At 46.3% G+C, this 12,641-nt stretch carries 11 protein-coding genes; 2 read left to right on the top strand and 9 right to left on the bottom strand.

The features are described 5' to 3' along the window. Positions 1 to 51 precede the first annotated feature (51 nt). On the bottom strand, positions 52 to 1,341 hold the full coding sequence (locus Q0852_RS07210) for an NCS2 family permease (protein WP_299015959.1): 1,290 nt from the start codon (positions 1,339 to 1,341) through the stop codon (positions 52 to 54). A gap of 1,238 nt (positions 1,342 to 2,579) precedes the next feature. Between Q0852_RS07210 and Q0852_RS07205 the strand changes: the two genes are divergently transcribed. Next, positions 2,580 to 4,040: an aminoacyl-histidine dipeptidase gene (locus Q0852_RS07205; RefSeq protein WP_299015957.1), complete on the top strand. Its 1,461-nt coding sequence runs from the start codon at positions 2,580 to 2,582 to the stop codon at positions 4,038 to 4,040. A gap of 65 nt (positions 4,041 to 4,105) precedes the next feature. On the opposite strand, the gene dinB is transcribed toward Q0852_RS07205, so the two are convergent. Next, the gene (gene dinB / locus Q0852_RS07200; RefSeq protein ID WP_299016364.1) at positions 4,106 to 5,191 is read right to left on the bottom strand and encodes a DNA polymerase IV; all 1,086 of its coding nucleotides are present in this window, start codon (positions 5,189 to 5,191) and stop codon (positions 4,106 to 4,108) included. A 219-nt stretch (positions 5,192 to 5,410) separates the two neighbouring features. On the opposite strand from dinB, the gene Q0852_RS07195 reads away from it, so the two are divergent. Continuing rightward, a complete protein-coding gene (locus tag Q0852_RS07195) occupies positions 5,411 to 6,640 on the top strand; it encodes a response regulator (RefSeq protein ID WP_299015954.1) in 1,230 nt (409 codons plus the stop codon). An 84-nt stretch (positions 6,641 to 6,724) separates the two neighbouring features. On the opposite strand, the gene nqrM is transcribed toward Q0852_RS07195, so the two are convergent. The 7 genes from nqrM to Q0852_RS07160 all read right to left on the bottom strand — a co-directional run bounded on the left by nqrM (position 6,725) and on the right by Q0852_RS07160 (position 12,641). Beyond that, positions 6,725 to 6,946 (bottom strand): (Na+)-NQR maturation NqrM, encoded by a 222-nt coding sequence (gene nqrM, locus Q0852_RS07190; protein WP_007466579.1) that lies wholly within the window; start codon positions 6,944 to 6,946, stop codon positions 6,725 to 6,727. Between the two features lie 9 nt (positions 6,947 to 6,955). After that, a complete protein-coding gene (locus Q0852_RS07185) occupies positions 6,956 to 7,978 on the bottom strand; it encodes an FAD:protein FMN transferase (RefSeq protein WP_299015935.1) in 1,023 nt (340 codons plus the stop codon). A 160-nt stretch (positions 7,979 to 8,138) separates the two neighbouring features. Next, complete coding sequence (nqrF, locus tag Q0852_RS07180; RefSeq protein WP_299015933.1) at positions 8,139 to 9,362, bottom strand: NADH:ubiquinone reductase (Na(+)-transporting) subunit F; 1,224 nt, start codon at positions 9,360 to 9,362, stop codon at positions 8,139 to 8,141. 21 nt (positions 9,363 to 9,383) lie between these two features. Beyond that, complete coding sequence (gene nqrE / locus Q0852_RS07175) at positions 9,384 to 9,980, bottom strand: NADH:ubiquinone reductase (Na(+)-transporting) subunit E (RefSeq protein ID WP_299015931.1); 597 nt, start codon at positions 9,978 to 9,980, stop codon at positions 9,384 to 9,386. A 7-nt stretch (positions 9,981 to 9,987) separates the two neighbouring features. After that, complete coding sequence (locus tag Q0852_RS07170) at positions 9,988 to 10,620, bottom strand: NADH:ubiquinone reductase (Na(+)-transporting) subunit D (protein WP_299015928.1); 633 nt, start codon at positions 10,618 to 10,620, stop codon at positions 9,988 to 9,990. Next, a complete protein-coding gene (locus Q0852_RS07165; RefSeq protein WP_299015925.1) occupies positions 10,613 to 11,407 on the bottom strand; it encodes a Na(+)-translocating NADH-quinone reductase subunit C in 795 nt (264 codons plus the stop codon). Before Q0852_RS07165 ends, Q0852_RS07170 begins: the two co-directional genes overlap by 8 nt. Beyond that, positions 11,397 to 12,641, bottom strand: a complete 1,245-nt coding sequence (locus Q0852_RS07160) for an NADH:ubiquinone reductase (Na(+)-transporting) subunit B (RefSeq protein WP_299015922.1) — start codon at positions 12,639 to 12,641, stop codon at positions 11,397 to 11,399. The genes Q0852_RS07165 and Q0852_RS07160 overlap by 11 nt, the downstream gene beginning before the upstream one ends.

Raw genomic sequence — 12,641 nt, 5'->3', positions numbered from 1 at the left:
CCGATGAACCTCTGAGTCAGCGCCATTAGCGCTGAATGTATTTATAAACTGTTATAAGAAGATAATTTTAGCAATAAACAAGGCTGCTATAACCCAAACGCTAATATTTACATCTCTTCCCTTGCCACTCATAACCTTAACAGCGGCATAAGTGATAAAACCAAGACCGATACCTTCGGCGATGGAGTATGTTAACGGCATTAAAAGACAAACAACAACAACAGGTGCTGCTTCTGTTAAGTCACGCCAGTCTACGCTCACCAGCCCCGACATCATAAGGATAGCAACATAGAATAACGCCCCTGCCGTTGCATAGGCTGGAACCATGCCAGCCAGTGGCGCAAAAAATAATGCCAGTAAAAACAAGACACCCACAGTGACAGCCGTCAGGCCGGTACGTCCACCGACAGCAACACCTGATACGCTTTCAACAAATGATGTCGTATTCGATGTCCCCAAAATCGCACCAACCGACGTCGCTGTACTGTCTGCCAGAAGAGCACGATTAAGGCGCGGCAACTTACCGTCTTCAGCGATAAGTTCCGCTTTGGTTGCCACCCCAACCAAGGTGCCGGCGGTATCAAACAAATCAACGAACAAGAAAGCGAACACCACGGAAATCAAGCCAACTTCCAGCGCACCGCCAAAGTCCATCTGCATGAAAGTAGGGGCCAGGCTTGGAGGCATAGACATGACGCCAGCAAACTGAATGTCACCGAACAAAACCCCGATAACGGTAACGACCAAAATCGCAATCAGCACAGCGGCTTTATAGCCTCGATGTACCAATGCAATGGTCAAAAAGAACCCCAGTGCAGCCATCACCGCCGGAAAGCTGGTTAAATCACCGACGTGAACTAAAGTTGCAGGATTATCAACCACAACACCTGAGCTCTGCAAGGCAATAAATGCCAAAAACAGACCTATTCCGGCTGAAATCCCGATACGCAACGCTGTTGGAATCGCATTTATAATCCATTCCCTAACCCGCAGCACACTCAATGCAATAAAACAAAGACCAGACAGGAATACAGCAGCCAGTGCCACCTTCCAGGTATGGCCCATCCCAAGAACAACGCTGTAAGTAAAGAATGCATTCAGACCCATGCCCGGAGCCTGAGCAACCGGATAGTTAGCCACAAACCCCATTATAAAGCAGCCGACCATCGCTGCCAGGCAAGTTGCAACAAACACGGCTCCCTGATCCATGCCAGTAGTTGCCAGCATTGTCGGGTTTACAAAGATGATGTAGGCCATTGTCAGAAAGGTGGTCAGCCCAGCCAACATTTCAGTACGAACATCTGTGTCGTGTTCTTTCAGTTTGAATAGTTTCTCAAGCATTACTCTCGGTTCCTTGGAGAAATTTCGCTGCAAGTTTAAATGGAAAACGTTTGCGCAAACGATTTTGGGTGCGATTATATTCCCCTTAGCCAGCGATTTCCAGTGATTAACGCAATTATCATTAACGGCTGCGACCAACAGAGCAAAAAACCAACCAGCAAAAATCAACATTAAGATAAATCATTTTCAATTCAATGGATTAACATAAATTTAGCATGTGTGTTTTTTGAACATTTGCCTTTTTAAATTGTTACGCAAACGATAACATGTATCAGGTTAATGTTGAAATTAGAGCCTACTGGCTTGCAATGCGAGAGGAGATTTAAATTACTCTAAGTATGTAGTAGAAGGTCTGTAAAAGCGTTTTTTTAGAGGGGCAAATAAAAAAACGCCACTCCAAATTGGAGTGGCGGAAGAATGTGTTGAATAACCAATTAGCGAGGGTATTCCGAATTCTCAAATCATAAAGGGGGTGAACAATACTGCTCGAAATACTATGTCCTAACCAAAGAAAGCGTGGACACAGTATCAAAAATTAGTAGCCGAAAGAGCTAGGGTACTGGAAGTTAGCTGTATACGCAGAACGGTTATTCCAGAAATTTGCAATTGAATCAAACATTTTCATCTTTATCACCTTAAATATTAAGTTATCTCGACACACAAACATATAGTGCTCAGCCATCATGGCTTGACTTAATCTCAGTTCCTTGGAGGCGATACCTCGGGCTCATCCTAGAGCGGTTTACTGTGTATTTCAGTCTTCACCAGAAGATGGGTAAACTATACCCAAGCCGTAATAAAGTTACAAGCATTTTCTTTAACCCTGTCACACTTTTTTTAGTTTATGTGCGCCGTGCCTCCTTTTTCTGTAATTTTATTACATTATCAATAGCAGGAATAAGTCTCATTTATGAACCTATAGCTTTGCAATAATAGAGAGAATCTAATAGGAAGAAATACAGCAGGTTATAGGCAATAAGAACGTGACAGTAAGATGAAACAAAACATCTTCATCAAAGCAATTAAAGGACATAATCCGGCCTCAGGCGGATAACTTCTTGCTTGCGATCACAAACTTAGAGCCAGCATTTCGCTTTTTAATATTTCACTGTCACCGGATCACCCCCAGTGGTATGCTTGAATCAATCGCGATAGATTAATCTACTGATATTACTAGCCCATTGGTTGATAATCAGCTAATGGTTCGCTTTAGCCCAAAAGTTTATAGGGAGAATGCTGTGTCTGAAATCAGTCAACTGTCACCACAACCTGTGTGGCAATTCTTCGATCAAATCTGTTCTATTCCACACCCATCCAAGCATGAAGAACAGCTCGCTCAACACATTGTAAAATTTGCTGAAAGCGAAGGTTTGGAAGTCCGCCGTGATGCCGTAGGTAACGTATTTATCAAAAAGCCGGCAACACCAGGCATGGAAAACCGTAAAGGTGTCGTTCTTCAGGCCCACATAGATATGGTGCCGCAAAAAAATGAAGACACTGATCACGACTTCCTTCAGGATCCAATTCATCCGTATGTTGACGGTGAGTGGGTAACAGCAAAAGGCACAACCTTAGGTGCCGACAATGGTATTGGTAAAGCAACCTGCCTTGCTGTACTGGCTTCCAAAGATATTGAGCACGGCCCGCTGGAAGTATTACTGACCATTGATGAAGAAGCAGGCATGACCGGTGCATTCGGCCTGGAAGAAGGTTGGCTGGAAGGCGATATTCTCCTGAATACTGACTCCGAGCAGGAAGGCGAAGTATACATGGGCTGTGCCGGCGGCGTTGATGGTTCGATCACTCTGGATATCGACCGAGAGACAGTACCAGCCGAACATGCGGCAGTTAAATTGGTAATTAAAGGCTTGAAAGGCGGTCACTCTGGCTGTGATATTCATACCGGCCGAGGCAACGCCAACAAGCTACTAGGGCGCTTCCTATTCAGTCACGCCGAAGAGCTAGGCCTGCGCCTAACGACTCTAAACGGCGGCAGCCTGCGCAATGCAATTCCTCGAGAAGCCTTTGCAATCGCGACTCTACCAGCTGTTAATGTTGACAAGCTCAATGAACTGTTTACCTACTATCAGTCAATCCTGACAGCTGAACTAGGTAAAGTAGAAACTGACATCAACCTATTTGTTGAGCCAGCCGAACTGCCAGCCGACGTGATGGCCGAAGCCGTTCAAAAACGCCTGCTTGCTGTACTGAATGCCTGCCCTAACGGCGTGCTTCGTATGAGTGATGATATTGAAGGCGTAGTTGAAACATCACTGAACGTTGGTGTTATCACAACTGAAGCAGATAAGATTACGATTCTGTGCCTGATCCGCTCGCTGATTGACTCAGGTCGCAGCAATGTTGAAGGCATGCTAAAGGCTGTAGCCGAACTGGCTGGTGCCCAGTGTGAATTCTCCGGTGCATACCCGGGCTGGAAACCAGATGCTAATTCTGAAGTCATGCACCTGTTCCGCGATACCTACAATAGCATCTACGGCAAGACACCGAACATCATGGTGATCCACGCCGGTCTGGAATGTGGCCTATTCAAAGAACCATACCCTAATATGGATATGATCTCATTCGGCCCGACTATCAAGTTCCCGCACTCACCAGATGAGAAAGTGAACATCGAGACAGTAGGCCTGTTCTGGGAGCAAATGGTAGCTATCCTGAAAAATATTCCGGTTAAAGAGTAATAAACCAGGATAAGTATCGAGTGTACTATTCGAGTAAAGCGGGCTGGCTATCAGCCTGCTTTTTTTTAAAACCCTTCAAACGATAACTGCTGCGCCTTCAGCCCTAATTCCAGACCAACGCTTAGCCCTATCAAGCGGATCTCCCGATCTTTCTGGCGACTCAGCGCCTCACGAAGCAATCCAGAAAACTGTGCCTTGTCCAACTTAGGCTGACTATGCTCAACTGTAGTCTGCTGAAAATCAGCAAACTTAACTTTGATCCCCTGCTTAGCAATATTGAGCTCGGGACGTACCCTGCGAAGCCGCATCTCCAGTTCTGGATACAAGGCTTCCACAATCTGCCAGCACTCATCATAGCTACAGATATTCTTGGCAAACGTTCGCTCAACGCCTACCGACTTGCGCTCCCGTTCAACCACAACCTCACGGTTATCAATGCCATGAGCACGTGACCACAACGACTGGCCGAACTTACCGAACTGTTGCAGCAAGACATTACGGTCATAATTCTGAACATCTTTGCCGACATATAACCCCCTGTCATGGAGCTTTTGGATAGTGACCTTCCCTACCCCGGGGATCTTTTCCAGTTTCAGGCCGGCAACAAAATCCGGCACATCATCCGGTGTTACAACATATTGACCGTCAGGTTTGTTCAAATCCGAGGCCACTTTGGCAATAAATTTAACCGGAGCTACCCCAGCAGACGCTGTCAGATTCAACTCTTCTCTTATCGTTCTGCGAATATCCTCAGCAATCAATGTCGCCGAACCATGCAAAAACTCACACTCGGTCACATCGAGGTAAGCCTCATCCAGTGACAAGGGCTCAATCTTATCGGTATAACGATGAAAGATAGCACGGATATGCTGTGAGACTTCTTTGTAAACCGCCATCCGGCCGGCAACTAACGTCAGATGAGGACACAGCTTCATAGCCTGTGCAGTTGGCATAGCCGAACGCACCCCATATTTTCGAGCCAGATAGTTACAAGTGCTGATCACTCCCCTCTGCTCCGACCGACCGCCAATTGCTATGGGAATATCCTGCAGTTCCGGGTTATCCCGCATTTCAACAGCCGCAAAAAAACAATCCATATCAATGTGGATTATTTTTCGTTGAAACTGTGTTTGGGAGTTTAGCTGCACCATGGTTGGTTGATCGTTGCCAATTTTTGAGGTCAATTAAGAATACATTCTACCACTGTTTTTTTATACAGCACTCTTCATTAATGCTTTTTCCGGGGGGAATCATAGCCAGTTATCAAAAGTAACAGCTAGGCTTGCCGTATGCTTAACAACAATGTTATTAGTCTATATTTCTGACCATAAAGATACTTATTACCTATCAGTATCAAATAAGGATTGATGATGTCGCGTTATAAAATCCTGGTTGTTGAAGACAGCAGAGCCTTTAGAAACTATCTGTGTTTCCTGCTTAACCAAGCTGGATTCCGTCCAGTTTTTGCTGAAAGCATCGAGCAGGCCAAGCGCATCATTGCCAAAGAGCAGGACTTTCTCTGTACCGTCCTCGACTACTGCCTGCCCGACGGACAAGATGGTGAGATCATTGACCTAATCCTGAGCAGAAACCTCAAAGTCATCGTGCTAACCGCGCAGTTCAGCAGCCAGATTCGTGAAACGGTGTTGTCCAAAGGTGTCATTGACTACCTGCTAAAAGACAGTCCGGCTTCGGTCGCCTACCTCATCCCGCTGTTACAGCGTCTTGAGGCTAACTTCCGCCACAAAGCAATGGTGGTAGAAGATTCGGCAACAGTACGCCATCATTTGCTGAACTTACTCAACAAGCAAAACCTGAAAACAATTTCAGCGCGCAACGGCAAAGAAGCTCTCGAACTGCTGGCCCAGCATCCTGATGTTACCCTGATCATTACCGATAATGACATGCCTGAAAAAGATGGGATCACCATGACCCGCGAAATTCGCCAACAGTACAATCGCAACCAAATTGCAATCCTTGGCCTGTCCGGGACAAACAGTAATGCCATCACGCCGTTATTTCTGAAAGCTGGAGCTAACGACTTCCTTAATAAGCCATTCAACCAGGAAGAGTTCTACTGCCGTATCCATCATATACTGAATATGAAAGACACCTCAGACAAGCTCTTCCAGATGGCAAACCAGGATGCCCTGACTGGCCTTTGGAACCGTCGCTACTTCTTCGATCAAGGTTGCACTGATAACTGCTGCAAAAGCCGGAATATTGCCATGATAGATATCGATTTTTTTAAGAAGGTCAATGACACATACGGTCACGATACCGGTGATGCCGTCTTAGTCCAGGTTAGCAAACAACTCCGGCAACATTTCCCCGACACAGATGCCACCGTCGCCCGCTTTGGTGGCGAAGAATTCTGCATCCAGAGCTGCCTTGACAAAGAAGTATTTATCCAGCAATTGGAAATACTACGGGAAAACATCGAGCAACTGGAAATTGTCTATCAGGAAACACCGATTAAAATCACTATCAGTATTGGTGTGGCCTGCGGAGCTCAGCCTCTTGATGAGCTTCTTAAAGCGGCAGATGCTTCACTTTATCAGGCCAAGCAAGGAGGCCGTAATCAAGTAAACGTTGCCTAACGCGACAAAGTACAGATAGCCAGTAAACAAAAAGCCTGAGCATAGTCACTCAGGCTTTTTCGTTTCTAAAAAGAGTCCATCAAATCAAATGATCTGATTCTTTTTCCACTCAGCTTGTTTTGCCGCTCGTGCTTCACGTTTTTTTCGTGCATCACAAGGTTCCGGGCAGTCACACTCTTTGGCAATGCCGATACCGTCCAGGCCACCGCAGCTACCGCTGACCGTTTTGCGCTGAAAAATGTATCCGACAGCCATCGCAACGATCACCAGCAAAAATACAGCAAAGGTGGTTAGATATACGACCATGATAATTCTCTATTTCTTCTGCAAATAAGGAACAAAGGCATCGGAAGTGTATTCCTTGAAACCTTGTTCGGTTTTCACTACCAGTAAAACCGGCAGGTTCTCCTTTTGTGCCAGCTCCAGCGTTTTTTCTTCGCCCATCACAGAAAAAGCGGTTGCCAGTGCATCTGCCGTCATACTTGATGGGTGCAGAACACTAACCGACACAACGTGATTAGAGATCGGCTTACATGTTTTCGGGTCGATCAGGTGCGAGTAGCGCACGCCGCCTTCCTCGAAATAATTTCGGTAGTCCCCTGATGTTGCCACAGCCATGTTGCCAGGTTCAATAATTTCTTGCACCGAACGGCTACCGTCATCAGTAGGCTTCTCGATCGCAATACGCCAAGGCACACCTTTCAAATTGTTCCCTTTAAGCCTTAGCTCACCACCGATTTCAACAAGGTAATCAGCAACATTCAATTGTTCGAAGTAATCAGCGACCACATCAACACCGAAACCTTTGGCAATCGAAGACAAGTCAACATAAAGTTCCGGAATATCTTTCTTTAGTTTATTACCTTCAACAGAAAGATGGTGAATACCCACGACCTTTTGGCGTTCGGACAATTCTTCTTCGGTTGGGGTATGCTCCGGGCGGGCTTCGGGACCAAAGCTCCACAAGTTCACCACCGGGCCGACAGTTACATCCAAAGCACCATCTGTCAGTTTCGCCAGACGAATCGCTTCTGTCACCACTTTTACGGTATCTGCAGACACTTCAAACGGTGTGTCACTCTTGTGCTGGTTAAAACGGCTCAGCTCGGAATGCTTACGGTAAGTCGACATCTGATCATTGACCAGTTCAAGACGGCGATCAATTTCTGCCTGCAGTTCCTCTGCAGAAGGTAAACCTTCCTGATTAATCAACTTAATTGAATAATAGGTTCCCATGGTCGAGCCATTCAGGTGAACCATTTCACGCTGATCACCACAACCGGATAAGGTAAATGCTAAAACAAGCAACCAGATTGCTTTGCTCAAGAATGTCTTCATTCAACAACTCCCCAAAATGAAGGGCTTCACTTTTTGTTATGGTTATCAGCATCAGCCCTATTTGACCGACTATAACCATAATAAAAAACGTTTATTCTTATTGACGAAAAAAGGCTGGCCCGATTCGGGCCAGCCAGTTTCTTTTTGTGGGTGTCGCTAATTAGCCACCGAAGTCATCCAATAGGATGTTTTCGTCTTCTACACCAAGATCTTTCAGCATGCCAATAACAGCTGCGTTCATCATTGGTGGACCACACATGTAGTATTCACAATCTTCTGGTGCTTCGTGATCCTTCAAGTAGTTCTCGTAGATCACGTTGTGGATGAAGCCTGTGTAACCATCCCAGTTATCTTCTGGTAGTGGATCAGACAGGGCAACGTGCCACTCAAAGTTCTCGTTGTCTGCTGCCAGCGTATCGAAATCTTCAACGTAGAACATTTCACGCTTAGAGCGGGCACCGTACCAGTAAGTCATCTTACGCTTAGACTTCAGACGAAGAAGCTGGTCGAAGATGTGAGAACGCATCGGAGCCATACCAGCACCACCACCGATGAATACCATTTCGTTGTCAGTGTCTTTCGCGAAGAACTCACCAAACGGACCTGAAATAGTACACTTGTCGCCAGCTTTCAGTGACCAAATGTATGAAGACATCACACCTGGTGGCACGTCAGGGTTGTTTGGCGGCGGTGTTGCAATACGTACGTTAAGCTTAATCAGGCCTTTCTCTTCTGGGTATGACGCCATAGAGTAAGCACGGATTGACGGCTCTTTTACGATTGACTCGTAACGGAACAGATTGAACTTGTCCCAATCTTCACGATATTCCTCAGGAATATCAAAGTCAGCGTATTTAATGTGATGCGGTTCAGCTTCAATCTGAATATAACCACCGGCACGGAAAGGAACTTCCTCGCCTTCAGGAATTTGCAGCACAAGCTCTTTGATGAAGGTCGCTTGGTTGTCGTTAGAAAGAACTGTACATTCCCACTTTTTAACACCAAAGATCTCTTCTGGCAGCTCGATTTCCATGTCAGTTTTCACGTTAACCTGACAAGCAAGACGTTCGCCTTCACGCGCTTCACCTTTAGTGATGTGGTCAAGCTCTGTCGGCAGAATGTCACCACCGCCAGATTTCACTTTCACACGGCACTGGCCGCAAGAACCACCGCCACCACAAGCAGATGAAACGAAGATACCGCTAGCAGAAAGAGCACCTAGCAGTTTACCACCGGCTGCGCTTGTAATCGCTTTTTCCGGATCGTTGTTTACTGAGATAGTAATGTCACCTGATGGTACCAGCTTAGATTTAGCGAAAAGAATCACTAAAACTAGAGCCAGGATAATCAAGGTGAACATGACTACGCCAAGAATAATATCCATTGACTATTCCTATTATCCTGATTACAGCTGTACGCCAGAGAAAGACATAAAGCCTAACGCCATAAGACCAACAGTGATGAAAGTAATACCCAAACCACGCAGGCCTGCGGGTACGTCTGAGTACTTCATCTTTTCACGAATACCTGCAAGGGCAACGATTGCTAGCATCCAACCGGTACCAGAACCGAGACCGTAAACTACAGACTCTAAGAAGTTGTAGTCACGCTGTACCATGAAAGATACACCACCGAAGATTGCACAGTTAACTGTGATCAGCGGCAGGAAAATACCCAATGCGTTGTATAGCGGCGGGAAGAAGCGGTCCAGAACCATTTCAAGAATCTGTACCAGTGCTGCAATAACACCGATAAAGGTAATGAAGTTCAGGAAGCTCAGGTCAACGCCTTCGACCAACGCACCGTCTTTCAGCAATAGGTTGTAAACCAGATTATTCACCGGTACCGCAATCGTCAGAACAACGATTACCGCAACACCCAGACCGAAAGAGGTCTTAACTTTCTTAGATACCGCCAGGAAGGTACACATACCCAAGAAGAACGAAAGTGCCATGTTCTCGATGAAAATCGAACGAACTAAAAGGCTTAGATAATGTTCCATGTTCCCCTTACTCCTTCGCTTCTACTTGTTCTGGACGGAAAGTACGGATAGCCCAGATCATGAAACCAATCAGGAAGAAAGCAGATGGTGCTAATAGCATTAGACCATTCGGTTGATACCAACCACCGTCTGAAACTAGAGGTAGAACCTCAATCCCGAATAGTTTGCCTGAACCTAGTAGTTCACGGAAGAAACCAACAGTGATAAGTACAAAGCCGTAACCTAGACCGTTACCGATACCATCGATAAGCGACGGTAGTGGTGCTGATTTCATCGCGTACGCTTCAGCGCGCCCCATTACGATACAGTTAGTAATGATCAGACCAACGAATACAGAAAGCTGTTTAGAGATATCGTAAACAAATGCTTTCAGTACCTGGTCAACCACGATTACCAATGATGCGATAATTGCCATCTGAGCAATGATACGCACGCTGTTAGGAATGTGATTACGGATCAGCGATACGAAAAAGTTTGAAAACGCAGTAACAAAGGTTACCGCCAGCGTCATTACAAACGCTGTTTCAAGTTTTGTTGTTACTGCCAGGGCAGAACATACACCAAGAATCTGCAAGGCGATTGGGTTGTTATCAATAAACGGCCCAAACAGAATCTTCTTCATTTCTTTAGTATCAGCCATTGTTCAGGCCTCCCTCACGAACCTTAGCCAGGAACGGACCGAAGCCCATATCGCCCAACCAGAAGTCGAAAGTCTGCTGTACACCATTACTTGTCAAGGTTGCACCTGATAGGCCGTCAACACCGTGAGCATCACCAGCTGGCGCGCCACCTTTAACAACACGGATAGCTGGCTTGAAGTTGTCATCAAACAGTTTCTTGCCAACAAACTGAGCACGCCAGTTCGGGTTTTCAACTTCACCACCAAGTCCAGGAGTTTCACCTTGCTCGTAGTAAGTGATACCAGAAACTGTGTTGCCGTCAGTTTCAACCGCAATGAATGCGTACATCATTGACCACAGACCGTTGCCGTGAACTGGCAGGATCAGTTTTTCAATGTTGTTGCTTGCATCTTTAACCAGGTAAACCGTTGCAACATTTGCACGACGAATGATTTTCGCAACGTCTTGCTCTGCACTTAGCTTAATAGACTGGTTGTTGTCTTTCGCTGCTACACGCTGCTTATACTGTGCCGCAGTTTGACCAGCTTCAGTCTGCTCAACAAACTCACCAGTTTTCAAGTCAACCAGTTTAGGTTCGATGAACTGAGTGTAAGTTTCTTTAATGTCAGCGTCTTCTGATAGAAGACCGGCAACAGAAAGAATGTTGCGCTGAACATCAAGCACAGCGTTCTGCTGCTGTAGAGGACGCAGGCTAACAGCTGCTGTCGAAACCACGATAGAGCACACTAGGCTCAGTGCGATAACAACAATCAGCGTTTTTTTAATGCTATCGTTATTACTTGACATGACGAGCTAGTCTCCGTTTGATGTTGCCCTGAACTACTAGGTTGTCAAATAGAGGCGCGAATAGGTTAGCAAACAGAATTGCCAGCATCATGCCCTCTGGGTACGCAGGGTTAACCACACGAACCATCACAGCCATTACACCGATTAGTGCGCCGTACCACCACTTACCTTTGTTAGTAAATGCAGCAGACACAGGGTCGGTCGCCATGAACATCATACCAAATGCGAAGCCACCCAGAACCAGGTGCCAGTGCCATGGCATGCTGAACATTGCGTTAGTATCAGAACCAATGATGTTAAACAGAGTTGCAGTCGCAATCATACCAATCATGGTACCTGCGATGATGCGCCATGAAGCAATGCCCATGTACACGATCATTGCACCACCAAGGATGATAGCCAGCGTTGAAACTTCACCGATAGAACCAGGGATACGGCCGATGAATGCATCCATCCAAGTAACAGCATCACCAGTAACTGTGTTCATCACTGCCGCCTGGCCGCCATTCGCCCACTGGCTCAGTGCGGTAGCACCAGAGAAGCCATCTGCCGCAGTCCATACCAGATCACCAGAGATCTGAGCTGGGTATGCGAAGAATAGGAACGCACGACCTGCAAGTGCAGGGTTCAGGAAGTTACGGCCAGTACCACCGAAGATTTCTTTAGCAACAACAACACCGAAGGTAATACCCAGAGCTGCCTGCCAAAGTGGTAGTGTTGGCGGTACGATCAGTGCGAACAGAATAGAAGTTACAAAGAAACCTTCGTTAACTTCATGCTTGCGCACCATACAGAAAAGCACTTCCCAGAAACCACCAACAGCGAACACCACTGCATAAATTGGTAGGAAGTAGGTAGCACCCAGTAGCATCTTGCTACCCCAGCCAGCATCTGCTGACATTGTGCCGCCTAGCATTTGAGTTAGCCAGTAGTGCCAGTCACCTGCAACAATTGCAGCCAGCTGCTCACCAGCATACATGTGGTTTAGTGCAACAATCGCCTGATGGCCAGAGTTATACATACCCCAGAACATGGCTGGGAATACAGCAAACCACACCATGATCATGATACGCTTCAGGTCGATGCTATCACGAACGTGTGAGCCAGAACGTGTTACCTGACCCGGTGTATACATAAGAGTTGCAAACGCTTCATAAAGCGCAAACCACTTCTCGTGCTTACCACCCGGCTCAAAGTGGTGTTCAATTTGCTCTAGGAAATTCTTGAGGCTCAT

Origin of the sequence: uncultured Photobacterium sp. (assembly GCF_947502415.1) — a bacterium.
Taxonomy (GTDB): Bacteria; Pseudomonadota; Gammaproteobacteria; order Enterobacterales; family Vibrionaceae; genus Photobacterium.
The sequence above is the reverse complement of the archived record's forward strand: the minus strand, read 5'-3'. Positions and strand labels throughout refer to the sequence as shown.